Annotated in this window: 21 protein-coding genes; 12 read left to right on the top strand and 9 right to left on the bottom strand. The window is 72.0% G+C overall.

The window, feature by feature from the left end; genetic code table 11:
• Positions 1-68 precede the first annotated feature (68 nt).
• On the bottom strand, positions 69-2,876 hold the full coding sequence (locus RI578_RS23480) for a penicillin acylase family protein (RefSeq protein ID WP_310872915.1): 2,808 nt from the start codon (positions 2,874-2,876) through the stop codon (positions 69-71).
• 276 nt (positions 2,877-3,152) lie between these two features.
• On the opposite strand from RI578_RS23480, the gene RI578_RS23475 reads away from it, so the two are divergent.
• The 6 genes from RI578_RS23475 (at position 3,153) to mscL (ending at position 9,241) form a co-directional block, all read left to right on the top strand.
• Positions 3,153-4,715, top strand: a complete 1,563-nt coding sequence (locus tag RI578_RS23475; protein WP_383559713.1) for a potassium/proton antiporter — start codon at positions 3,153-3,155, stop codon at positions 4,713-4,715.
• A gap of 349 nt (positions 4,716-5,064) precedes the next feature.
• Positions 5,065-6,381 carry an MFS transporter gene (locus tag RI578_RS23470; RefSeq protein WP_310872914.1) on the top strand — a complete coding sequence of 439 codons (1,317 nt, stop codon included), beginning with the start codon at positions 5,065-5,067 and terminating at the stop codon, positions 6,379-6,381.
• Positions 6,382-6,449: 68 nt separating this feature from the next.
• Positions 6,450-6,779 (top strand): FmdB family zinc ribbon protein, encoded by a 330-nt coding sequence (locus RI578_RS23465; RefSeq protein ID WP_310872913.1) that lies wholly within the window; start codon positions 6,450-6,452, stop codon positions 6,777-6,779.
• A 92-nt stretch (positions 6,780-6,871) separates the two neighbouring features.
• Positions 6,872-7,714: an S-methyl-5'-thioadenosine phosphorylase gene (locus RI578_RS23460; RefSeq protein WP_310875839.1), complete on the top strand. Its 843-nt coding sequence runs from the start codon at positions 6,872-6,874 to the stop codon at positions 7,712-7,714.
• A gap of 324 nt (positions 7,715-8,038) precedes the next feature.
• Positions 8,039-8,617 (top strand): hypothetical protein, encoded by a 579-nt coding sequence (locus RI578_RS23455; RefSeq protein WP_310872912.1) that lies wholly within the window; start codon positions 8,039-8,041, stop codon positions 8,615-8,617.
• Positions 8,618-8,770: 153 nt separating this feature from the next.
• On the top strand, positions 8,771-9,241 hold the full coding sequence (mscL, locus tag RI578_RS23450) for a large conductance mechanosensitive channel protein MscL (RefSeq protein WP_310872911.1): 471 nt from the start codon (positions 8,771-8,773) through the stop codon (positions 9,239-9,241).
• A 42-nt stretch (positions 9,242-9,283) separates the two neighbouring features.
• Here mscL and RI578_RS23445 read toward each other — a convergent pair whose 3' ends face one another.
• On the bottom strand, positions 9,284-9,460 hold the full coding sequence (locus RI578_RS23445) for a hypothetical protein (protein WP_121747538.1): 177 nt from the start codon (positions 9,458-9,460) through the stop codon (positions 9,284-9,286).
• Positions 9,461-9,557: 97 nt separating this feature from the next.
• On the opposite strand from RI578_RS23445, the gene RI578_RS23440 reads away from it, so the two are divergent.
• From RI578_RS23440 to RI578_RS23430, 3 genes are all read left to right on the top strand, one after another.
• Positions 9,558-10,601: a P1 family peptidase gene (locus RI578_RS23440; protein WP_310872910.1), complete on the top strand. Its 1,044-nt coding sequence runs from the start codon at positions 9,558-9,560 to the stop codon at positions 10,599-10,601.
• A 171-nt stretch (positions 10,602-10,772) separates the two neighbouring features.
• Positions 10,773-11,996, top strand: a complete 1,224-nt coding sequence (locus RI578_RS23435) for an Ig-like domain-containing protein (protein ID WP_310872909.1) — start codon at positions 10,773-10,775, stop codon at positions 11,994-11,996.
• Between the two features lie 168 nt (positions 11,997-12,164).
• Positions 12,165-12,911: a DUF6227 family protein gene (locus RI578_RS23430; protein ID WP_310872908.1), complete on the top strand. Its 747-nt coding sequence runs from the start codon at positions 12,165-12,167 to the stop codon at positions 12,909-12,911.
• Between the two features lie 126 nt (positions 12,912-13,037).
• Here the strand turns inward: RI578_RS23430 and RI578_RS23425 are convergent, their stop codons facing one another.
• From RI578_RS23425 to RI578_RS23410, 4 genes are all read right to left on the bottom strand, one after another.
• Positions 13,038-15,167: a fructose-specific PTS transporter subunit EIIC gene (locus RI578_RS23425; protein WP_310872907.1), complete on the bottom strand. Its 2,130-nt coding sequence runs from the start codon at positions 15,165-15,167 to the stop codon at positions 13,038-13,040.
• A 172-nt stretch (positions 15,168-15,339) separates the two neighbouring features.
• A complete protein-coding gene (pfkB, locus tag RI578_RS23420; protein WP_310872906.1) occupies positions 15,340-16,287 on the bottom strand; it encodes a 1-phosphofructokinase in 948 nt (315 codons plus the stop codon).
• Entirely contained in the window at positions 16,284-17,045 is a 762-nt protein-coding gene (locus RI578_RS23415) for a DeoR/GlpR family DNA-binding transcription regulator (protein ID WP_310875838.1), read from the bottom strand. The genes pfkB and RI578_RS23415 overlap by 4 nt, the downstream gene beginning before the upstream one ends.
• 183 nt (positions 17,046-17,228) lie before the next feature.
• A complete protein-coding gene (locus RI578_RS23410) occupies positions 17,229-18,746 on the bottom strand; it encodes an MFS transporter (protein ID WP_310872905.1) in 1,518 nt (505 codons plus the stop codon).
• A gap of 62 nt (positions 18,747-18,808) precedes the next feature.
• Here RI578_RS23410 and RI578_RS23405 point away from each other — a divergent pair, with 62 nt between their 5' ends.
• A complete protein-coding gene (locus tag RI578_RS23405) occupies positions 18,809-19,780 on the top strand; it encodes a YafY family protein (RefSeq protein WP_310872904.1) in 972 nt (323 codons plus the stop codon).
• A gap of 39 nt (positions 19,781-19,819) precedes the next feature.
• Here RI578_RS23405 and RI578_RS23400 read toward each other — a convergent pair whose 3' ends face one another.
• Positions 19,820-20,614 (bottom strand): TetR/AcrR family transcriptional regulator, encoded by a 795-nt coding sequence (locus RI578_RS23400; RefSeq protein WP_399061147.1) that lies wholly within the window; start codon positions 20,612-20,614, stop codon positions 19,820-19,822.
• A gap of 470 nt (positions 20,615-21,084) precedes the next feature.
• Positions 21,085-22,083, bottom strand: a complete 999-nt coding sequence (locus RI578_RS23395) for a sigma-70 family RNA polymerase sigma factor (protein WP_310872903.1) — start codon at positions 22,081-22,083, stop codon at positions 21,085-21,087.
• Between the two features lie 234 nt (positions 22,084-22,317).
• On the opposite strand from RI578_RS23395, the gene RI578_RS23390 reads away from it, so the two are divergent.
• Positions 22,318-22,836 (top strand): GNAT family N-acetyltransferase, encoded by a 519-nt coding sequence (locus tag RI578_RS23390; protein WP_310872902.1) that lies wholly within the window; start codon positions 22,318-22,320, stop codon positions 22,834-22,836.
• Between the two features lie 39 nt (positions 22,837-22,875).
• On the opposite strand, the gene RI578_RS23385 is transcribed toward RI578_RS23390, so the two are convergent.
• Positions 22,876-23,661: a class III extradiol ring-cleavage dioxygenase gene (locus tag RI578_RS23385; RefSeq protein WP_310872901.1), complete on the bottom strand. Its 786-nt coding sequence runs from the start codon at positions 23,659-23,661 to the stop codon at positions 22,876-22,878.
• Between the two features lie 100 nt (positions 23,662-23,761).
• Between RI578_RS23385 and RI578_RS23380 the strand changes: the two genes are divergently transcribed.
• Complete coding sequence (locus RI578_RS23380; RefSeq protein ID WP_210963823.1) at positions 23,762-24,280, top strand: MarR family winged helix-turn-helix transcriptional regulator; 519 nt, start codon at positions 23,762-23,764, stop codon at positions 24,278-24,280.
• Positions 24,281-24,316: the final 36 nt, after the last annotated feature.

The following is a 24,316-nucleotide window of genomic DNA, read 5'->3' as shown; positions in this document are numbered from 1 at the left end:
TGCACGCGCGCGTGAACTGAAGCGGCCCTCCACGCGCGCGTGGAGGGCCGCTTCGGGTCAGTCGTCGGCTACGGCTTCAGCACCAGCGTGTCGCTCGTGCTGTCGTCGACCGCCTTCTTGGAGAAGGCCCACGGCAGCAGCTCTCCCTTGGCCCACTTGTCCGTCTGATCCGTGTAGTGGGCGCTGTAGGCGTGTCCGGAGGCGCCGGTGAGGTTGATCCACCGCGACTTGTCGAGGTCGCCGAGGTTGACCACCATCCGCATGGACGGCACCCACACCACCCCGTAGCCGCCGGCCGCGTTCCAGCCGGAGGCGTTGACCGCCGCCTCGCCGCCGCTGAGCTTCCACGGGCCGCGGTTGAGGGCGTACTTCAGGAAGCCGGGGCCCTCGGTGCCCAGGGTCTGGTTCTTCAGGAACAGGCGGTGCAGCCGGCCCCAGTTCCAGGTGTCGATGTCCTTGCCGAGCTTGGCGGTCAGCTCCCAGCGGGCGTCGATCATGGCCCGCTTGAAGAGGTCGTCGCGGTTGTGGTCGGCGCCCTTGCGGGTGCCGGAGGCGGGCGTCGTCCACCAGTCGCTCTTGGGCTTGTCCATCAGGGTGCGGACGACCTCGAACCAGCGGTCGCCGCCGTCCGGCTGCGCCTGGTCGGCATCCCGCTGGCCGCACTCGCGGACCTTGTTCGTCTCGTCCGCGGGTCCGGTGGTGTTGACCGGGTCGACCCACAGGCACTGGCCCTCGACCCGCAGTTCCTTGGGCAGCTTGTTGCCGAAGGCGAGCTTGAGGACGTTGCGCCACACGGCGTTGAAGTAGGCGGCGGCCGCCGAGTCGGCGTCCTGGGTGTAGTCCCAGCCCTCCAGCAGCTTCTGCGCCTCGCGGACGTCCTTGTCCCCGACGTCGATCTTCAGCAGCTGGGGGACGAGCAGCTTGGCCATCTCGCTGCTGTTGTCCAACTGCATCTGGCGCATGTCGTCGGTGGAGATCTTGCCGCCGTCCTTGATCTTCTGCTCGATCAGGGAGGTGATCCGCTGGCTGCGGGTGCCGTAGCCCCAGTCCGTGGTCAGCGTGTACGGGTACTCGTCCGCGTCGACGACGGCCTGGTTGGCGGTCACGATGTAGCCGCGTTCCGGGTCGTACTCGTACGGCAGCTCGTCCGGGTCGATGTACTCGCCGGTCCAGCGGTACTTGGAGGTCCAGCCCGGTGCCGGGACCGAACCGTCGTGGTCCTCGGCGCGCACCGGGATCTTGCCGGGCAGCGTGTAGCCGATGTGCTCCGCGTCGGCGTAGACGAGGTTCTGCGAGGGCACGTCGAACAGGGCGGCGGCCTCGCGGAAGGCGTCCCAGTCCTTAGCCCGGTCCATCGCGAAGACGGCGTCCATGGTGGTGCCGGCGTCCAGCGCGGTCCAGCGCAGCGCGACGCCGTAGCCGTCGCCACGGTCGGGGGCGGCGGTGTCGACGGTGGCCTTCTTGCCGACCTTCACGAGTTCGTCGTCGCGGTCGGAGAGCAGGGGGCCGTTGTTGGTCTCGCGGACGACGATCTTCTTGGACTCGCCGCCGGCGACCTTGATGGTCTCCTCGCGCGTCTCGAAGGGGACCACCTTGCCGTCGTACTGGTAGCCGTTGCCGGTGATCTTCTCGAGGTAGAGGTCGGTGACGTCGACGCCGGAGTTGGTCAGGCCCCAGGCGATGTCCTGGTTGTGGCCGACGACCACGCCGGGCATGCCCGCGAAGGTGTAGCCGGCGACGTCGTACTGGCACTTCGCGGAGACGCTGCGGCAGTGCAGGCCCATCTGGTACCAGACGGACGGCAGCGACGGCGACAGGTGCGGGTCGTTGGCCAGCAGCGGCTTGCCGGTGATGGTGTGCTCGCCGGAGACGACCCAGGAGTTGGAGCCGATGCCGTTGCCGTTCACGCCGACGGCGGTGGGCAGGTCGTCCAGGACGTCCTGGAGACCGGCCAGTTGGCCTTGCAGGGCGTTGCCCGTACCCGCGCCCGTGCCGGTACCGGCCCCGATGCCATTGCCGGTGCCCGTGCCCGTCCCGGTGCCCGTGTCCGTGCCGGACGAGGAGTCGTCGCCGCCGCCGGACGTGCCGCCGCCGTCGAACGTCTCGGTCAGCTCGTCGTACTGGCCCTCCTGGACGATCGCCTTGTTCCGGTCGTACGGGTACGCCGGATACAGGTCGGCGATCTGCTTGGGACCGAGGCGGCTGGTCATCAGGGCCCGGTCGACCTCGTCCTGCATGTTGCCGCGCAGGTCCCAGGCCATCGCCTTCAGCCAGGCCACCGAGTCGACCGGCGTCCACTCCTGCGGCTTGTAGTCGTTGGTGAAGCCGAGGGCGGCGTACTCCAGGGAGATGTCCTCGCCGTCCTTGCCCTCCAGGTAGGAGTTGACGCCCTTGGCGTACGCCTGGAGGTACTTCTTGGTGGAGTCCGACAGCTTCTCGTCGTACTCCTTCTTCGCCACCCGGTGCCAGCCCAGTGTGCGCAGGAACTCGTCGTTGTCGACCTGGCCCTTGCCGAACATCTCCGACAGGCGCCCGGAGGTCATGTGGCGGCGCACGTCCATCTCGTAGAACCGGTCCTGCGCCTGGACGTAGCCCTGCGCCATGAACAGGTCCTCGTCGGAGGAGGCGTAGATCTGCGGGATGCCGTAGTCGTCGCGCTTGACGTCGACCGGCCCCGACAGGCCCTCCAGCGTGATCGAGCCCTTGGTCTGCGGAAAGGACGCGCGGACGGTGCTGATGGACCAGTACGCCCCGTAGACGAGGCCGCCGATGATGGCCAGAACCAGCACGAGGACGAACAGGCGCGCCTTGCGCCCCTTCTTCCTGCCGGACTTGCCGGGCTGCTGACCCGTAGAGGCGGTGTTGGTGGGGGGCATCGCTGTCCTTGCTGTCCTAACACGAGCGGCAGGGGCGGGCTGTGCTTTGTACTGAACGCTGGAGCAACTGTAGGCGCAGGGCCCACGCCCCCTTGACGCGGAGTCGGGTACCGGCGGGCACGGGCGTTCGATCTTGCCAAGCCGAGCGTCAAGAAATCGTCAAGAGTTAGGTAAGGTAACGAAGTAGTTGTCCGCAGAGCACTGGGTCTCGTGTGCCATGGGGGTGTGCTTTCGCGCACCGCGCGGGAGGCACTCGTCCGTGCCGCGATCCGCACCGTGGTCCGTGCCGCGATCCGTGCTGTGCGCCAGGGAAGGGAACGGCCGCTGACTGTCCACCACCTCAACCAGCTCCTGCTCGTCTGCTCGCTCGTCCTGCTCATCGCCGTGGCGGCGGTCCGGATCTCCTCGCGCAGCGGGCTCCCCAGCCTGCTCGCCTATCTGGCGATCGGCGTCGCCATGGGCCAGGACGGCATCGGCGACATCCGGTTCGACGACGCCGAACTGGTCCAGGTCATCGGGTACGCCGCCCTGGTCGTGATCCTGGCCGAGGGCGGTCTCGGCACGAAGTGGAAGGAGGCGAAACCGGCCCTGCCGGCCGCCTCCGCACTGGCGCTGGCCGGGGTCGCGGTCAGTGTCGGCGTGACGGCCGCGGGCGCGCACTACCTGACCGGGCTGGAGTGGCGGCAGGCGCTGATCGTCGGTGCGGTGGTGTCCTCCACGGACGCGGCGGCCGTCTTCTCGGTGCTGCGCCGGATCCCGCTGCCCTCGCGGATAGTGGGCACCCTGGAGGCCGAGTCGGGCTTCAACGACGCCCCGGTGGTCATCCTGGTGGTCGCCTTCTCCACGGCCGGACCGATCGAGCACTGGTACGCGCTGCTGGGCGAGATCGCCCTGGAGCTGGTCATCGGCGCGGCCATCGGACTCGCGGTCGGCTGGCTGGGGTCGCTGGGACTGAAGCACGTGGCGCTGCCCGCCTCCGGCCTCTACCCCATCGCCGTCATGTCGATCGCCGTCGCGGCCTACGCGGCCGGCGCCATGGCCCACGGCAGTGGCTTCCTCGCCGTCTACCTCGCCTCGATGGTCATGGGCAACGCCCGGCTGCCGCACTGGCCCGCCACCCGAGGGTTCGCCGACGGGCTCGGCTGGCTCGCCCAGATCGGCATGTTCGTACTGCTCGGTCTGCTGGTCACCCCGCACGAGCTGGGCGACGACATCCTGCCCGCCCTGGTCATCGGGCTGGTGCTCACCATGGTGGCGCGCCCGCTGAGCGTCGTGCTGTGCCTGGTGCCGTTCCGGGTGCCGTGGCAGGAGCAGGCCCTGATGTCCTGGGCCGGACTGCGCGGCGCGGTGCCCATCGTCCTGGCGACGATCCCCATGGTGGAGGGCGTCGACGGCAGCCGCCGGATCTTCAACATCGTCTTCGTCCTGGTCGTCGTCTACACCCTGGTCCAGGGGCCGACCCTGCCGTGGCTGGCCCGCAAGCTGCGCCTGGGCAAGGGGGACGAGGCCGCCGACCTCGGCATCGAGTCGGCGCCCCTGGAACGGCTGCGCGGGCATCTGCTGTCCGTCACGATCCCCGAGGGTTCGAGGATGCACGGCGTCGAGGTCAGCGAACTGCGGCTGCCGACCGGGGCCGCCGTCACGCTGGTCGTCCGCGACGGGAAGTCGTTCGTGCCACTGCCCACGACGGGGCTGCGGCGCGGGGACGAACTCCTCGTGGTCGCCACCGACCCCGTCCGGGACGCCGCCGAGGCGCGGCTGCGCGCGGTCGGCCACGGCGGCAAGCTGGCCGGCTGGCTGGGCACCGGAGACACCAGCGGCAATCACAGGCGCGCGTGAGAGGCGAGCGCGGGTGTGGGGCAGGGGTAGGTATGGGGCAGGGGCCAGGTGTGCGGCGAGCGCGGGCGGGCGGCAAGCGCAGGTGTGCGGCAATCGCAGGCGTGAAAGAGAGGAGTGCGCGCTTTCACAGGTTGCGCCCCTCTTGATCCCTGTACGATGAAGGCGGCACCTGATCGAACCAACTCTGCCTGAAGCAGAGCTGGCGCGACCGTATGGCGGCCGGCACGCCCCCTCCCCAACCGGGCTCCGGCATCTACCGCAGTCCGCGCAAGAGGACAGCTCTCGGCGCTCCCGCACGGCGACAGCCGCGAGGCGGACCGCGCTACCAGGCGGCAGAAAGGCACGGGCCGTGGCATCCACGGTCACCCCGTCGAAGAAGTCGCCGGAGGGGGAGCGGCACACCGCGCCCGGCTCCGCCCGCCCCGGATACGGACAGCTGCTGCGCACCCGCGGCGCCTGGACGTTCCTGCTCCCCGGCTTCGCGGCACGCCAGCCCTTCGCCATGCTGACGCTCTCCATCGTGCTGCTCGTGCAGCACACCACCGGTTCCTACGGCGTCGCGGGCGCCGTCGCGGCCGTCACCGGCGTCGCCATGGCCGTGTTCGCCCCCTACACCGGCCGGCTCGCCGACCGCTACGGACAGCGCGCCGTCCTGCTCCCCGGCGTGCTCGTGCACGCCGCGTCCGGTCTGATCCTGACCGCCCTCGCGCTCGCGGACGCACCCCTGTGGGCGCTGTTCGTGGCGGCCGTGCCCACCGGTGCCTCGGTGCCGCAGGTCGGGCCCATGGTGCGCGCCCGCTGGGGCGTGAAGCTCAAGGGCTCCCCCCTGATGGGCACGGCGGCCGCCTTCGAGTCCGTCACGGACGAGCTGACCTTCGTCCTCGGCCCGCTGATCGCGACCGCTCTGTGCACGACCGTCGACCCGGCCGCGGGCCTGGTCACGGAGGCGGCACTCACCCTGGTGGGCGGTCTGCTGTTCGCCGCGCAGAAGAGCACCCAGCCGACGGTCGGCCGAGCCGACGGCGACCACGCGCGCGTGGAGCACGTTCCGGCGCTGCGCATCCCCGGGGTGCGCGTCCTGATCGTGGTCTTCCTGGGCATCGGTTCCGTCTTCGGCGGCATGCAGGTCTCGCTGGCCGCGTTCACCGAGTCGATCGGCGAGCCCGGGCTGAACGGCGTCCTGTACGGGATCTTCGCCGCGGGCAACATGCTCTCCGGCCTGGCCTGCGGCGCCATCGCCTGGAAGATCGCCCCGCAGCGGCGCCTCCTGGTCGGCTACACCGCCCTCGCGCTGACCGCGTCCGGGCTGTGGGCCGCGCACTCGGTGCTCGTCCTGGCCGGCCTCGGCCTGCTCGTCGGCATGTGCATCGCGCCCGCCCTCATCACCGGCTACACGCTGGTCGAGGGGCTGGTCCCGGCCGGCGCCCGCACGGAGGCCTTCACCTGGCTGACCGGCGCCGTGGCACTCGGCCAGGCGGCGGCCGTGACCGTCTCCGGGCAACTGGAGGACCGGTTCTGGGACGGCGCCGGGTTCCTGGTGCCGATGGGCGGCACCGTGCTCGCGCTGGCGACGCTGGTGGCGCTGCGATCGCGGCTGGAGACCCGGGCCCGGGGGCGTACGGTCGCACGTGGCGTCGGTCACCGCGAGCACGCCACAGTGGACTGATCCCGCGGAATACGTCACTATGGACCGTCGTTAGCACTCATCGAGTGAGAGTGCCAGGAGGAAGACAAGTGCCGACGTACCAGTACCAGTGCACCGAGTGCGGCGAGGGCCTCGAGGCGGTGCAGAAGTTCACCGACGACGCCCTCACCGAGTGCCCGAACTGCCAGGGCCGCCTGAAGAAGGTGTTCTCGGCGGTCGGCATCGTCTTCAAGGGCTCCGGCTTCTACCGCAACGACAGCCGCGGCAGCTCGTCCAGCAGCTCGACCGCGTCGAAGTCCTCGACGTCCTCTTCTTCGTCGAAGTCCTCGGACTCCGGTTCGTCGTCGGGCTCCGGTTCGTCGTCGAGCTCGGGATCGTCGAGTTCCGGCAGCTCCTCCTCCAGCACCACCGCCGCGTAAGGCCCATCAGGACTTCTTACGGGACCCTGTCGTCGTCCGACGACGGGGTCCTCGGCGTTTTCCGGGGCGGCTAGGGTGCGGGCATGGCGAACATGGCGAACAAGGTGGATGCCGAGATCGGCGTGATCGGCGGCTCCGGTTTCTACTCGTTCCTCGACGACGTGACCGAGGTCGAGGTGGAGACCCCGTACGGGCCGCCCAGCGACTCACTCTTCCTCGGCGAGGTCGCCGGCCGGCGGGTCGCCTTCCTCCCCCGGCACGGGCGCGGCCACCATCTGCCGCCGCACCGCATCAACTACCGGGCCAACCTGTGGGCGCTGCGGTCGGTCGGCGCGCGCCAGGTCCTCGGCCCGTGCGCGGTCGGCGGCCTGCGCCCCGAGTACGGGCCGGGCACCCTGCTGGTGCCGGACCAGTTCGTCGACCGTACGAAGTCCCGGCCGTCGACGTACTTCGACGGGCTGCCGATGCCCGACGGCACGGTGCCCAACGTGGTGCACGTTTCGCTGGCCGACCCCTACTGCCCCACCGGACGGGCCGCCGCGCTGAAGGCGGCCCGGGGGCGGGACTGGGAGCCCGTGGACGGCGGCACCCTGGTCGTGGTCGAGGGGCCGCGCTTCGGGACCCGCGCGGAGTCCTTGTGGCACCGGGCACAGGGCTGGTCGGTGGTGGGCATGACCGGCCACCCCGAGGCGGCGCTCGCCCGTGAACTGGAGCTCTGCTACACCTCGCTGACCCTCGTCACCGACCTCGACGCCGGTGCGGAGAGCGGCGAGGGCGTTTCGCACGAGGAGGTTCTGCGGGTGTTCGCGGCGAACGTGGACCGGCTGCGGGGCGTCCTGTTCGACGCGGTGGCAGCGCTGCCGGCGACCGGGGCTCGGGACTGCCCGTGCGGGGCGGCGCTGGGCGGGATGGATCCGGGGATCACGCTGCCGTAGTCGCGGGGCGGTGCCGATCGGGGGGGGCGGTGCCGGGGCGACTGGGGCGCTGGTGTCGGTGGCGGTGGCGGTGGCGGTATCGGTGGCGGTGGCGACTCGGGCGCTGGTGCCGGTGCCGACCGGGAGCTGGTGTCCGTGCCGACCGGCGCGCTGGTGTCGGTGCCGACCGGGACTGGTGTCGTGGGGCGGAACGTCCCGTTCGGGTGAGGGAGTTGTCCACAACCGGTGGGTGGCCCACGGGCTCCGGCGGGCCACGGCGAGAAGCCTCATCGTGGGAGCGCAAGCCGATCCCTCGCCGTCTCCTCGTCACAGGTGGTGGTCACCGTGTCCCGTTCCACCGTTCCCAGCCCGCTTCCTCTCCCGCCCCCGCTCCCGCTCGGCACCGAGGCGCCGCCCACGTGCGAGGTGCCGCACTTCGCCCCGGTCCGGGTGCGCGGCGGACTTCGTCTGCTGCACCGGCTCGTACGCCACCGGCGGCGCGCCGTGGCCGCCGGGCTCGCCGTCACCGCCGCGGCGCTGGTCGCGGCGGGCCCGCACCCGGGCGCCGGCGCACCGGACACCCAGCGGGCACGGGGGCATCCGGCGACGGACTCGGAAACGGCAACGGAGACGGCGGGCAGGCGGCACGGCGCGCGACTCGTGACGGCGCCGGTGCGGATCGCCGACGCGGCCACGGTGCGGCTGCTCGGGCCGGGCGACCGGGTCGACGTCGTCGCGGCCGGGGACGGCGGCGCGGGCGACGCCTCCGTGATCGCGCGCGGAGCGCTGGTGGCGGAGGTGCCGGAGCCCATCGACGGGACCGCGGCCGGCGGCGCACTGGTGGTGGTCTCGGTGCCGCGTGCCACCGCGCACCGGCTGGTCGGCGCGAGCGCCCTGTCGCGGCTGGCGGTGACGCTGTGCTGAGCCAGTCAAGCCGCTCGTCAAGTCGCTCGTTCGAAGGACCTGATTGGACAGGACGGCCCAGCACTGACGTAGGTTGCGGAGCGTTTTGTTCCACACCCTGTCCGTGCGAGACCCGTTCGCGCGAGACCTGTGCATACAAGGAGAGCCCCCGAGGTGAGCGAGAAGAACGAGCCGAGCGTCTGGCAGGGCTTCAAGGCCTTCCTGATGCGCGGAAACGTGATCGACCTGGCGGTGGCGGTGGTCATCGGTGCCGCCTTCACCAACATCGTCAACTCGGTGGTGAAGGGGGTCATCAACCCCCTGGTCGGAGCGTTCGGCACCAAGAGCCTGGACAGCTACAGCTCCTGTCTCAAGGGCCCGTGCACCGGTACCGGGGACGCCGCCACGGGCGTGCGCATCCTGTGGGGCTCGGTGCTGGGTGCCACCCTCACGTTCGTGATCACCGCGGCGGTCGTCTACTTCATGATGGTCCTGCCCATGGCGAAGTACCTCGCGCGGCAGGAGGCCCGCCGCAAGGCGAAGGAGAGCTCGCGGGAGATCGTCGAGGTCTCCGAGCTGGAGGTGCTCAAGGAGATCCGGGACGCGCTGGTCGCGCAGCGCGGTTCGGGCCACGACCGCCCGTAGGACCGCCCGAGGCGGGAGCGGCTCGGCGGGTAGCCGCACGGTTCAGAGGTGGTGGGGCGGCTTCTCGTCGAGGAAGCGCTTCAGGTCGGCCGCGCTGTCGCCCTCGGGCCGCTCGCCCCATCCCCGGTCGGTGTCGTCCGAGGTCTGCTGGTCCAGCGGGTCGTCGAAGACCAGCGCCGGCCTGGGCGCGCGGGGCTCGGGTTCGGGGGTGGTGCTCATGGCTCCAGGGTACGGCCCCTCCGCTGCGGGGCGCCCCGACTTCCCGGGCGCCCCTGATGCCGCCGTCAGGCGCCGGTGCCTGGACGAGACTGGCGGCATGACAGTTGACGCATTGACGGACGTGGCCGGCCTGCTGGTGGGGCACGCGACGCGCACCGGCGACGGGTGGCTCACGGGCACGACGGTGGTACTCGCGCCGGAGGGCGGGGCGGTCGCCGCCGTGGACGTGCGCGGAGGAGGTCCCGGCACCAAGGAGACGGACGCGCTCGATCCGCGCAACCTGGTGCAGAAGGTCCAGGCGGTGGTGCTGACCGGCGGCAGCGCGTACGGGCTCGACGCGGCGTCCGGGGTGATGGCCTGGCTGGAGGAGCGGGGACGCGGGGTGCGTGTCGGCCCGGACCCCGCGCACGTGGTGCCGGTGGTGCCCGCGGCGTGCGTCTTCGACCTGGGGCGTGGGGGCGACTTCCGGGCCAGGCCGGACGCGGCCACCGGACGCGCGGCGGCCGAGGCGGCCCACGCGAGCACGCCGGGCGCGGGGGTGGCCGAGGGGTCCGTCGGGGCGGGCACGGGAGCCGTGGTCGGCACGCTGAAGGGCGGTATCGGCACCGCGAGCACCGTGCTGGGCTCGGGGATCACGGTGGCGGCGCTGGTGGTGGCCAACGCGGCGGGATCGGTGACGGATCCGGAGACGGGGGTGCTGTACGGGGAGTTGTTCCGGGGCGGACGGGTGGAGTACCCGGCGCCGGGTGTCCACGAGGCGGCGGGGCGGCGTCTCGCCGAGGTCGCGGCGAGGAACGCGCCGCCCCCGCTGAACACCACGCTCGCCGTGGTCGCCACCGACGCGGACCTGTCCAAGGCGCAGGCGCAGAAGCTGGCCGGCACGGCGCACGACGGCATCGCGCGTGCCGTGCGGCCGGTGCACCTGCTCAGCGACGGGGACACGGTGTTCACCCTGGCGACCGGGCGGCGCCCCCTCGACGCGGCCCAGCCGCTCGCGCTGAACGAGGTGCTGGCGGCGGGCGCGGACGTGGTGACCCGCGCGATCGTGCGCGCCGTCCGGGCCGCCGAGCCGGTGGACGGGCCGGGCGGGGCGTGGCCGTCGTACGAGGAGCTCTACGGACGTCCGTCCAGGGCCGGCTGACCGGATCCGAGGAGCAACTCTCCCAAGTAGTGCGGTCCGTGCCGAGCGGGTGATTGTCCCGGTTCTGTCACGCGTCGGCGTTCCGGGCGGCCGGTGGGAACCCCGTCGGCCGCCGGGCACCTCTACAGGTCTGAAGCGAACACCGCACAACACCCGAACCTGGAGCAGCCCGTGACAACGCCGGACATATCTGCGCGGCGCGTACTGGGCGCCTGTGCCGCCCTGGTGGTCGGCGCCCTCACCCTCACCGCCTGCGGCGGAAGCGCCAGTGCCGAGGACAAGAAGGACGGCAAGGGCGGGGCGGGCTCCGCCAGGACCTCGGTCGCGAAGGTCGTGATCTCGGCGGAGAACGGTTCGACCGGCGCCTCGATCAACGCGACCGGCGTGCAGGTCAGCGACGGCAGGCTGACGGACGTGAAGATGACGGTGCCGGAGACGGGCGCCGTCGTGCCGGGCGAGGTCTCCGCCGACGGCGGGAGCTGGAAGCCGAAGGAGCAGCTGGAGCGCGGCACGAAGTACCGGATCACGGCGACCGCGAAGGACACCGCCGGCCGCACGGCCGCCGCCGACTCGGTCTTCACCACCGTCTCCTCGGCCAACAGCTTCATCGGCACGTACACCCCGGACGGTGGCACGACGGTGGGGGTCGGGATGCCGGTGTCGTTCACGTTCGACAAGGCGATCAGCGACCGCAAGAGCGTGCAGTCGCACATCACGGTCACCTCCAGCAGCGGGCAGGAGGTGGTCGGGCACTGGTTCGGGTCGCAGCGGCTCGACTTCCGGCCCGAGGAGTACTGGAAGGCCGGCTCCAAGGTCACGATGAAGATCGACCTGGACGGGGTGGAGGGTGCGAACGACGTCTACGGCGTGCAGAAGAAGACCGTCACCTTCACCGTGGGCCGCGCACAGGTCTCCACGGTGGACGCCAACACCCAGACCATGACGGTCGTGCGCGACGGCAAGACCATGAAGAGCGTCCCGATCTCGGCGGGCGACGCCCAGCACACCACGTACAACGGGCAGATGGTCATCTCCGAGAAGATCCTGCAGACGCGCATGGACAGCAGGACGGTCGGGCTCGGCGGCGCGTACGACATCCGGGACGTGCCGCACGCCATGCGGCTGACGACCTCCGGTACCTTCCTGCACGGCAACTACTGGTACAAGCCGAGCAATCCGCCCTTCGGCCGCCAGGGCACCAGCCACGGCTGTGTCGGACTGCGGGACGTCCAGGGCGGGCAGGGCGACACCCCCGCCAAGTGGTTCTACGACAATTCGCTCATCGGGGACGTCGTGGTCGTCAAGAACTCCCCGGACGACACGGTCGCGCCGGACAACGGACTCAACGGCTGGAACATGCCCTGGAGCGAGTGGGTCGCCGGAAGCTCCGCCTGACCGGCCTCTGAGCAGCGTATTTTGACGATTCGTCGGGTCGCGCGGGAACTTTTCGCGCGGCCCGCGCGTTTTTCGGACGTACGTTTTCTCGGTTCCCGGACATGATGTCCGACCGAGGGGCTACGGTATGCACCCACAAGGTGACATGCAGCAACGCCGGGAGAAACCTTGAGCGTTCCGTACGAGACGGCAGCGTACGAACCACCCGAGTCGCCCGAGTCTCCGGAGGAGCACCTCATGCGACTGCTCGGTCGCGCCCTGAACTCGTTCGAGCTGCCCGACGAGACGATACGGCAACTGGACTGCGCGCTGGCGCACGACGGTTCCCTGCACTCCGCGCACCACAGCGCGGGGCTGCACCGCGAGACGTACCGGCACACCTGGCTGCTCGCCGACGGCTCGGCGGTCACGCTCTGGGAGCTGGTCCACAACACCGCCCCGGGCAGCGAACCGCAGCACGAGGTGTACGTCGACGAGGAGGAGCTGCGCACCGCCACCGCCCGGCTGGCACTGCCGCCGGACACACCGGACTTCGAGCTGCCGGTGCAGGTGCAGCTGTCCCCGGTGCCCGCCCCGCGGCACGCCTACGTCCCCGACGCCTCGGCGGACCACGCCCGCCGGCTGCTGCGCCGCGCGGAGAACGCGGACCGGCCCGGCGCCGACCTCGCCGCGCTGCTGGCGACGGCGTCCGCGCACCAGATCACCCAGGCGTTCGGCGGCCCCGGCCGCACGGGCCGCGCCCGGATCGGTTTCTCGCTCTACGAGCACGCGTTCCTGCTGCGGGACGGCGCGGAGGTCTCCCTCTGGGAGGTCGAGCACACGGCCACGCCCGACGGGCGGCACATGTGCGAGGTGTACGACAGCGAGGACTCCGCCCGCCGCGCGATGGAACGGCGCGCGGCTCAGGTCTCCTAGACCGCGGCAGGTCTCCTGGGCCGGGGACGCCGCCGGGTCGAGGAGGCAGCCGGGCCGAGGAGGCCCTCGGGCCGGGTCCCCTGCGGAACCCGGCCCGTGCATCGGCACCGTTGACGAAGACCGCCCCTACGCGGCCACCGGCTGCTTGGCCCCCGGCGCCGAGGCCGACGGGTCCGCGCCGCCGGGGCCCGGTGCCGGCACTCCCGGCGCCGGCTTGCGCAGGCCCTTGAGGACGATCACCAGGGCCGTGGTGACGCAGACGCCCGCCGCGATGGCGACCAGGTAGAGCAGCGGGTTGCCGATCAGCGGGACCACGAAGATGCCGCCGTGCGGGGCGCGCAGCGTGGCGCCGAAGGCCATCGAGAGGGCGCCGGTGACCGCGCCGCCCACCATCGAGGACGGGATGACCCGCAGCGGGTCGGCCGCGGCGAACGGGATCGCGCCCTCGGAGATGAAGGAGGCGCCCAGCACCCAGGCGGCCTTGCCGTTCTCGCGCTCGGCGGCGTTGAAGAGCTTGCTCCGCACGGTCGTGGCCAGGGCCATCGCGAGCGGCGGGACCATACCGGCCGCCATGACCGCCGCCATGATCTTCATCGCCGAGTCGCTCGGGTCGGAGACCGCGATGCCGGCGGTGGCGAAGGCGTAGGCAACCTTGTTGACCGGGCCGCCGAGGTCGAAGCACATCATCAGGCCGAGCAGGGCGCCGAGCAGGATCGCGTTGGCACCGGACAGGTCGCTCAGCCAGTCGGTCATCGCCTTCTGCGCGGACGCGATGGGCTTGCCGATCACCACGAACATCAGGAACCCGACCACCGCCGAGGAGATCAGCGGGATCACCACCACCGGCATGATGCCGCGCAACGCCGCCGGGATGCGTACCCGTTGGATCGCCATCACCACGGCACCGGAGATCAGACCGGCCGCCAGACCGCCGAGGAACCCGGCGTTGATGGTCAGCGCGATCGAGCCGCCGACGAAGCCGGGGACCAGGCCCGGCCGGTCGGCCATGCCGTAGGCGATGTAACCGGCCAGCACCGGGACGAGGAAGGCGAAGGCCACGCCGCCGATCTGGAACAGCAGCGCCGCCCAGCTGTCCGCCTGGGACCACACGAAGTGGTCCATCACCGACGGCGCCTTGTTGATCTCGTAGCCGCCGATCGCGAAGCCCAGGGCGATCAGCAGACCGCCCGCGGCGACGAACGGGACCATGTAACTGACACCCGACATCAGCCAGATGCGCAGCTTCGTCCCGTATCCCTCACCGGCCCCGCCACCGCGCTCGACGGGCGTCGCACCGGCGGAACCGGCCGAACCGCCCGCACCGGCCGCCGCGACCTCGCCGCGGGCCGCCTTGCCGCGGACCTCGCCGATCAGTTCGGCGGGCCGGTTGATGGCCGCCTTGACGCCGGTGTCGACGGTGGGCTTCCCGGCGAAGCGGTCCTTCTCGCGCACGGGCACGTCGTGGGCGAAGATCACGCCGTCCGCCGCTTCGATCACCGCCGGGTCGAGCCGGGTGAAGCCGGCCGAGCCCTGGGTCTCGACGGCGACCTCGACGCCCGCCTCGCGGCCCGCGTTCTCCAGCGACTCGGCCGCCATGTAGGTGTGCGCGATGCCGGTGGGGCAGGAGGTGACGGCGACGATACGGAAGGGGCGCCCGGGTTCGTCGCTCCCCTCGTCGGGGCTGCCCGTGGCGGTCTCGGCGGAGGCCGCCGCCGAGACCGCCACGGAGTCCTCGGCGCCCTCGGAGGCGTTTTCAGGGACACCTTCGGAGTCGCCTTCGAAGTCGCCTTCGGAGACGTCTCCGGCACCGGTCGGCTCCTCCCCGCGGATCAGCGCCGCGGCGGCACTCGCGTCGCCCACCGACCGCAGCGCGCCGGTGAACTCGGCGTTCATCAGCTGCCGGGCGAGGGAGGAGAGGATCGTCAGGTGGGCGTCGTCGGCGCCCGCCGGGGCGGCGATCAGGAAGATCAGGTCGGCCGGGCCGTCCGCCGCCCCGAAGTCGACGCCGGCCGCGCTGCGCCCGAAGGCCAGCGTCGGCTCGGTGACATGCTCGCTGCGGCAGTGCGGGATGCCGATGCCGCCGTCGAGGCCGGTCGGCATCTGCGCCTCACGCGCGGCCACGTCGGCGAGGAAGCCGTCCAGGTCGGTCACCCGGCCCTGGGCCACCATCCGCTCGGCGAGGGCGCGCGCCGCCGCTTCCTTGGTGTCGGCGGACAGGTCGAGGTCGACCAGATCCGCGGTGATCATGTCGCTCATCGCGGGCTCCTTAGCTCGCGTATCGCCCGGAACGTGGGGTGGTGGGCGGGGGCGGGGAGGGGGACGGGGGCACTGCGGTGGGGGCGTGAGCCCGGGCCGCGGGGGTCCGGGACGGGATGGGGGTCAAGGAGCAAGCCGGGAAGGCAGTCGGGATAGGAGCCGGGGAGGGAGTTCATGACGCCGGCTCCTTCAGTGCGCGGTCCACCGGCACCTCCGCCGTGACCGTCACCGCCCCCGGGTCCAGGTCGCCCGGCGTCGGCATCACGCTGCCGGGCAGCTGCACGGCGGCGGCGCCGTGCGCGACGGCGGAGGCGAGCGCGCCCGGACCGGCACCGCCGGCGACGAGGAAACCGGCGAGGGAGGCGTCACCGGCGCCGACGTTGCTGCGTACGGCGTCCACGCGGGCGCTGCCGAACCAGGTGCCCGCGTCGTCCACGAGGAGCTGGCCGTCGGCGCCGAGGCTGGCGAGCACGGACCGGGCGCCCAACTCCCGCAGTTCCTCGGCGGCCTTCACGGCGTCGCCGACGGTGGCCAGGGGGCGCCCCACGGCCTCCGCGAGCTCCTCGGCGTTCGGCTTGACCACGTCGGGCCGCTCGCGCAACGCCTGGAGCAGGGCGGGCCCGGAGGTGTCCAGGGCGATGCGGACGCCGGCGGCGTGCGCTCGGGCGACCAGGTCGGCGTACCAGGAAGGGGCGAGTCCGCGGGGCAGGCTGCCGCAGCAGGCGATCCAGTCCGCGCCGCGCGACTGGCGCCGTACGGTCTCCAGGAGCAGTTCCCGTTCGGCCGCCGACAGCTCGGGGCCCGGCGCGTTGATCTTCGTCAGGACGCCGTCGGCCTCGGCGAGCGCGATGTTGGCCCGGGTGACCCCGGCGATCGGCACCGGTGCGACCTCGATGCCCTGGGCGTCGAGCAGTTCGGTGACGAGGGCGCCGGACGGGCCGCCGAGCGGCAGCACCGCGACGGTGCGCCGACCGGCCGCCGTCACCGCGCGCGAGACGTTCACGCCCTTGCCGCCCGGGTCCACGCGCTCGCCCGTGGCGCGGACGACCTCGCCGCGGTCGAGGGAGGGGACCTCGTAGGTGCGGTCCAGGGACGGGTTGGGGGTGACGGTGAGGATCATGCGCGTACTACTTCCGTGCCGGCGCGCTCGATGGCGGTGGCGTCTTCGGGGCTCATCCCGCTGTCGGTGATCAGCAGGTCCACATCGCTCAGGGCGCCGAAGCGGGCGAAGTGCTCCTGGCCGTGCTTGGAGGAGTCGGCGAGCAGCACCACGCGACGGGCGGCGGCGACCGCGGCCCGCTTGACGGCGGCCTCGGCGAGGTCCGGGGTGGTCAGACCGTGCTCCGCGGAGAAGCCGTTGGCCGCCACCACCAGCACGTCCGCGCGGATCTCGCCGTACGCGCGCAGCGCCCAGGCGTCCACGGCGGCGCGCGTACGGTGCCGCACGCGCCCTCCGACCAGGTGGAGCTGGATGCCGGGGTGGTCGGCGAGCCGGGCCGCGATGGGCAGGCTGTGGGTGACGACGGTCAGCGAGGTCTCCGGCGGGATCGCGGCGGCCATGCGGGCCACCGTCGAACCGGCGTCGAGGATCATCGTGCCCTCGGTCGGCAGTTCCGCCAGGGCCGCCTTCGCGATCCGGTCCTTCTCGTCGGCGGCCGTCGACTCGCGCTCGGCGAGGTCCGGCTCGAAGTCCAGCCGCCCGGCGGGGATCGCGCCGCCGTGCACCCGGCGGAGCAGACCGGCGCGGTCGAGCGCCTTGAGGTCGCGGCGGATGGTCTCCGCCGTCACCTGGAACTCCTCGGCCAGCGACACCACGTCCACCCGGCCGCCGTCCCGGGCGAGCCGGAGGATCTCCTGCTGCCGCTCCGGTGCGTACATCACCGATCGCCTCCGACCTATGCCCGAACCTGTGGTTTCACTCGGAGATTACGCCCGGTATTCCAGAATGTAAACAGGAAATCGGAAGCGCTCGGACTCAAACAGACATGAACGGGCATCAGGAAAGAAGGGGGCGGGCCCGGCACCGAAGTACCGGACCCGCCCCTCCGTCCCAGCGTGGGCTCAGACCAGCGTGGGCTCCTTCTCCTCCGCCCGCGCCTCCTCCTGGGCGCCCTCCACGTGCTGGGCCGGCCGCCTGGGCAGCGCGAACATCAGCAGGAAGATCACGCCCATCACCCCGGCCACCCAGCCCAGCGCGTTCTGGAAGCCGTCCGCGTAGGCCGCACCGATCCGCGCCGGTGTCAGGTGGTCGCTCATCGTGCCGAAGAAGACCACCGAGACCAGCCCCAGTCCCAGCGCGTTGCCCATCTGCTGGACCGTGTTGATGAGCCCCGACGCCGCCCCGGCGTGCTCACGCGGCACCTGGGACAGCACCGCGTCGGTCAGCGGGGCGACGATCAGCCCCATGCCGAGGCCCATGACGACGAGCGGCAGCGCCATCTGCCAGGACGTGATGCCGAGCCCGTACCGCTCCGACTCCCAGATGTAGAGCAGCACTCCGGCCGCCATCACCAGCGCGCCCGCCTGGAGCACCTTGCGCCCGAAGCGCGGGACCAGCTTCTGCACCGACACCCCGGCCGCCACGGAGACGGCTATGGAGAACGGCACGCCGGTCAGCCCGGCCCGCAGCGGGCTCCAGCCGAGCCCCTCCTGCATGTACAGCGTCCAGACCAGGAAGAAGATGCCGAGCGCGACCCCGAAGACGGTCTGCACGGCGATGCCCGCCGCGAAGCTCTTCACCTTGAACAGCGACAGCTCCACCAGCGGCGAACCGTCCCGGGCGGTCTTCCGCCGCTCGTACGCCACCAGCACCCCGAGGACGACGACCGAGCCGGCCATCGACAGGTACCCCCACAGCGGCCAGTCCAGCTCGCGGCCCCGGGTGAGCGGGTAGACCAGCATCAGCAGACCGAGGGTGACCAGGGCGACCCCGACCAGGTCCAGCTTGAGGGCGCGCGGCGCCTTGGACTCCGTGATGAAGCGGCTGCCGAGGACGAGGCCCGCGATGCCGACCGGCAGGTTGATGAGGAAGATGGGCCGCCACTCCAGCCCGAAGAGGTTCCACTCGGTGAGCAGGGCGCCCAGCAGCGGGCCGGAGACGGCCCCCAGTCCGACGATCGCGCCGAACAGCCCGAACACCTTGCCGCGTTCGTGCGCCGGGAACGTCGCGTGCACGATCGACAGCACCTGCGGCACCATCAGCGCCGCCATCGCGCCCTGGAGGATGCGGGAGGCGACCAGCATCTCCGGGTTCACGGCGAGGCCGCACAGCGCGGACGCGACGGTGAAGCCGCCGATGCCGATGAGGAACACCCGCTTGCGGCCGTGGATGTCACCGAGCCGCCCGCCGGTGATCAGACCGGCGGCGAAGGCGAGGGCGTAACCGGCGGTGATCCACTGGATCTGGCTGAAGGTGGCGCCCTCGTCCTGCCGGATCGACGGGATCGCGATGTTGACGATGGTGACGTCGACCAGGTCCATGAACGCCGCGGTCATCACGATCGCGAGGGCGAACCAGCGACGTCGGTCGCCCGCGGCGGGCTGGGCGGGTGCGGGCCCTGGGGTGTGCGTTGAGGTCATGGAAGAAAGCTATGGGCCCAGTAGGACAGGTCGCGTCCTAGATGTACGGCATCCTCGAACGCATGACGACGGACACACCGGCCCGGCTCCTGACGCTGCTCTCCCTCCTCCAGACGCCCCGCGAATGGCCCGGCGGCGAGCTCGCCGACCGGCTCGGGGTCTCCCGCCGCACGGTCCGGCGGGACATCGACCGGCTGCGCGAGCTGGGCTACCCCGTGCAGGCGACCATGGGCTCCGACGGCGGCTACCGGCTGGTGGCCGGCAAGGCGATGCCGCCACTCGTCCTCGACGACGAGGAGGCGGTGGCCATCGCGGTCGGGCTGCGCGCCGGCGCCGGTCACGCGGTCGAGGGCGTGGACGAGGCGTCGGTACGGGCGCTGGCCAAGCTGGAGCAGGTGCTGCCGGGCCGGCTCCGTCACCGCGTCGCCAACCTCCAGGCCGCGACGACGCCGCTGACCAGCGGGGACGGTCCGAGCATCGCGCCCGAGACGCTGACCGTCATGGCGTCGACGGTGGCCGGGCGGGAGCGACTGCGGTTCGCCTACCGCGCGGGAGACGGTGTCGAGTCGCGCCGCGTGACGGAGCCGTACCGGCTGGTGTCGACGGGCCGCCGCTGGTACCTGGTCGCCTACGACCTCGACCGGGACGACTGGCGGACCTTCCGGGTCGACCGGGTGAGCGAGCCGTTCGCGACGGGTGCGCGGTTCGCCCCGCGGGAGCTGCCGACGGGGAGCGCGGCGGAGTACCTGCGGCGCTCGATGCAGCGGCGCGGCGACTCGTACGAGATCGTGGTCGCCTTCGACGCACCGGTCGAGGTCGTCGCGGCACGGCTGCCGCAGTGGCTCGGCACACCGGAGCCGGCGGACGACGGCGCGTCGTGCGTCCTGCGGGCGACCGTGTCCGACGCGGTGGAGTGGATGGCGGTACGTCTCGCGATGCTGGGGGTGGACTTCCGGGTGCGGGAGCCGACGGAACTGGTGGAGTGCGTACGGGGGTTGGGGGCGAGGCTGGTGAGGGCGGCAGCGGACCGGTGACCGGCCCCGCCACCGGCGACACCGAAGCGCGCCCGACCCCTACCCCGTAGAACCGCCCGGACCACCCGGACCACCCGGACCACCCGGACCGCTCGGACCACCCGGACCACCCGGACCACCCGGACCACCCGGACCACCCGGGCCGCCCTCCCAAGGGACCTCCCGCAACACCTGCAGATTCCGCAACGCCAGTTCCAGCGGGCTCCGCGCCCCCTCGGCCGAGGGGGCCTCCGCGGAGACCGCCCAGTACTCCACCGCCACGCGCACCGCCGCACCCGCCACGGCTGCCGCGAAGTGCAGTTCGGGAGAGGCCCGCAGCCGCGCGGCAACGTTGTCGTCCCCCTGCGCCGTCCGCACGGCCAGCACCTCCACGAGGCGTCGATCCGCCGTCTGGCAGACCTCCGCCCACACCTTCCGCAGCGCCGGACTGGTCTCGGCCAGGCGGATGAGCGCGCGGGCCCATTCCCAGGAGGGCGCCGACACCCCGGCACCCGGCGTCAGCGTGTGCCGTACGGCGTACTCCAGGGCCTCGGGCTGGGACAACTCGGCCGGGGCCTCGCGCACCGCCTGCGCCCAGCGCTCGGCGCCCAGGGCGTAGAGCGGGGCGACGGCCTCCTCCTTCGTCGCGAAGTAGCGGTAGAAGGTGCGCGGCGCGATACCGGCGGCCCGGGCGATGTCCTCGGCGCGGGTGGCCCGCAGGCCCTGGCCGACGAAGAGCCGGGCCGCCGCGCGGGCGATCTCCATCCGGGTCTCGGCCTTGCGCCGCTCGGTCAGGGAGACGGGGGCCGGACCGGGCGCGGGGGCCGCCGACGATGCTGGGGTGGTGCTGCTCACTTCGGCAGGCTATGCCGCTGTGGCAGAATCTGCCATTCGGCGGGCCACCCCGGGGTTCAGGTTCGGGGTGCCCCGCCTCCCACGCCCCGCTCCGGCCGGGGGAAGTCCCGCCTCGCCGAGCCGCTCGGGCGCGCGGCCGGCTCGTGCTTGCGATGCGGAAGGAGCCGGGCTGCGGCGCCCCGGGGGGAGAGGCGCCGAGCCCGGCTCGGGAGAGTCCCGGCGCCGGGGGGAGTGCGTCGGGACGTGGTCCAAAGGGGCGGAGGGAACGGTTCGGGGCCCGTGTCCCGGACCCGAACTGCTGTCCCGGAGTTCTTGTTCCCGGGCCCCCGCCGGTTGAAGCAGCGTTGTACAGCCATGTTTGCGCGGGGTTCGGCCACCGGCGTACGCCCCACGCGTCACGTCACGCCCCCGCATCACGACCTCCGGCGGCGACCCGCCCCTGCCGTGCCGCCGGCTGTCCCGCCACTCGCTTACGCCGCCGCCTCGAACCCGGTGTCGCGGGCCAGCTTCTTCAGCTCCAGCAGCGCGTGCTTCTCGATCTGCCGGATCCGCTCGCGGGTGAGCCCGTGCTCCTTGCCGACCTCGGTCAGCGTACGCTCGCGGCCGTCGTCGATGCCGTACCGCATCTTGATGATGGAGGCCGTGCGCGGGTCGAGGCGGCCGATGAGGTCGTCGAGCTCCTCGCTGCGCAGCAGCGTCATCACCGACTGCTCGGGCGACACTGCGGAGGTGTCCTCCAGCAGGTCGCCGAACTGGGTCTCGCCCTCGTCGTCCACCGACATGTTCAGCGAGACGGGGTCGCGGGCCCAGTCGAGTACGTCGGTGACGCGCTCGGGCGTCGAACCGAGCTCGGCGGCGATCTCGGCGGGCTCCGGCTCACGGCCGTGCTCGCGGTTGAACTCGCGCTGCACGCGCCGGATCCGGCCCAGCTCCTCCACCAGGTGGACGGGCAGCCGGATGGTGCGCGACTGGTCCGCGATCGACCGGGTGATGGCCTGGCGGATCCACCAGGTCGCGTACGTCGAGAACTTGAAGCCCTTGCGGTAGTCGAACTTCTCGACCGCGCGGACCAGGCCGGCGTTGCCCTCCTGAATGAGGTCGAGGAGGGGCAGACCACTGCGGGGGTAGCGGCGGGCGACCGCGACGACGAGGCGGAGGTTGGAACGGATGAAGACGTCCTTCGCCCGCTCGCTCTCCTCGATCAGGGCCTCCAGCTCCTCCCGGGTGGCGTCCGCCCCGGTCTCCTCGTAGCCTTCGAGGACCTGCCGCGCGAACACACCCGCCTCGATGGTCTGGGACAGCTCGACCTCCTTGGCGGCGTCGAGCAGGGGGGTCCGTGCGATCTCGTCGAGGTACATGCCGACCAGATCGCGGTCGGCGAGCTCGCCGCCGGCTGCGCGGACGCTGGTTGCCGCGTCGGAGGTCCCGCCGGTGGCGGACTTACGACGGGCGACGGCACGGGTTGCCATGCGTGCTCCCTTGCGATGGTGGTTCAGCGGGTGGTCCGGTGGACGCCGGGCACCGTGTGGGGTTGTCGTCTACGGTGTGCTCGGTCCCGGATCCGGTCTCCGGTCCCTCTCGGGACTCTCCTCGGGTGCCCTGCATCCGATGGAAACAACGACTGGAATCCGGACAGAATTCCCAACCCGCCCCCCGATTTTTCTGATCATGCAGTACCCTGTGCCGCCACATAAGGAGGCACGATGGCGCCGGGACGTACAGAGGTCCAGGTCAGGCCGGGAGTCGAGGACGATCTCAAGGCCCTCACCGACCTCTACAACCACTACGTACGTGAGACGCCCATCACGTTCGACACCGACACCTTCACCCCGGAAGAGCGCCGCCCTTGGCTGCTCTCCCACCCTGAAGACGGCCCGCACCGGCTGAGGGTTGCCACGGACGCCGACTCACAGGAGATTCTGGGCTACGCCACATCCAGCCCTTATCGCGCCAAGCCCGCGTACGGGACCTCGGTGGAGACGACCGTCTACGTCGCCCCGCGGGCCGGCGGCCGGGGCATCGGCACGCTTCTCTACGCGTCCCTCTTCGAGGCCCTGGCCGGCGAGGACCTGCACCGCGCCTACGCGGGCGTCGCGCAGCCCAACGCCGCCTCCGCCCGGCTGCACGAGCGCTTCGGCTTCCGGTACGTCGGTACGTACCGCGAGGTGGGCCGGAAGTTCGGCCGGTACTGGGACGTGGCCTGGTACGAGAAGCCGCTGTAGCCCACCGCAAGGCGCGAGCCCTCCCCGTGGGGCGCGCGCTCAGCCGAACTGCACCGACCGCTTGGCCAGCCCCATCCAGAACCCGTCGATCACGGATTCACGCAGGTCCGGCTCACCGGCCGCGTCCGCCGCCCCCATCGTCACGAACAGCGGGGCGAAGTGCTCGGTGCGCGGGTGGGCGAGCAGGCCCGCCGGGGACTTGCGGGCGAAGTCGAGCAGCCCGTCCACGTCACCGGCCTCCAGCGCGCGCCGCCCCCAGTCGTCGAACTCGGCGGACCAGGCGGGGACGCCGCCCTGGCGCAGCGCGGCCAGGTTGTGGGTGAAGAAGCCGGAGCCGATGATCAGCACGCCCTCGTCGCGCAGCGGCGCGAGCCTGCGGCCGATCTCCATGAGCCGCGCGGGGTCGAGGGTCGGCATGGAGACCTGGAGGACCGGGATGTCGGCGCCGGGGTACATCTCGACGAGCGGCACGTACGCGCCGTGGTCGAGGCCGCGGTCGGGGACGTCCTGCACGGGCGTGCCGGGGGCGCGCAGCAGCTTGCGGACGGACTCGGCGAGCGCGGGTGCGCCGGGAGCCTCGTAGCGCACCTGGTAGTAGTGCTCCGGGAAGCCCCAGAAGTCGTAGACCAGGGGGACGGTCCGGGTGGCGCCGAGGGCGAGCGGGGCCTCCTCCCAGTGGGCGGAGACGACGAGGATCGCCTTGGGGCGCGGCAGGGCGGCGGCCCACGCGGCGAGTTCGCCGGGCCAGACGGGGTCGTCGGCGAGCGGCGGGGCGCCGTGACTGAGGTAGAGGGCGGGCATGCGCTCCCGGGTGGCGGCGGACATGAGGGCGGCTCCCAGTACTTGAACTCTCAATCTCTCTCTGTGCTCGAATCTACGCCCACTTTGTTTAAACTTCAAGAAGTGATTGCGTACGATGGGTTACATGAACACGGCACCCATTCCGGCCGCCCCCGCCGAAGAGCCCCGCTGGCTCACCGCCGATGAACAGCGCGTCTGGCGCTCCTACATCGAGGCCGCGACCCTCCTGGAGGACCACCTCGACCGTCAGCTCCAGCGCGACGCGGGCATGCCGCACGTCTACTACGGCCTGCTGGTCAAGCTCGCCGAGTCACCGCGACGGCGGCTGCGGATGACGGAGCTGGCCCGGTACGCGAAGATCACCCGCTCCCGCCTCTCGCACGCGATCGCCCGCCTGGAGAAAAACGGCTGGGTGCGCCGCGAGGACTGCCCCTCCGACAAGCGGGGCCAGTTCGCCATCCTCACGGACGAGGGGTACGAGGTGCTGAGCGGGACCGCGCCGGGCCATGTGGAGGCCGTACGCCAGGCCGTGTTCGACCGGCTCACGCCCGAACAGCAGAAGTCCCTCGGCGAGATCATGCGGATCGTCGCCGAGGGACTTCAGCCGAGCGAAGCGGGTGCGGACCTGCCCTGGCTGCGCTGAGCGCGCGGCCGGGGCAGGTCCTGGGAACCGTGCGCG

This window comes from Streptomyces sp. BB1-1-1 (assembly GCF_031597775.1).
GTDB lineage: Bacteria > Actinomycetota > Actinomycetes > Streptomycetales > Streptomycetaceae > Streptomyces > Streptomyces thinghirensis.
The sequence above is the reverse complement of the archived record's forward strand: the minus strand, read 5'-3'. Positions and strand labels throughout refer to the sequence as shown.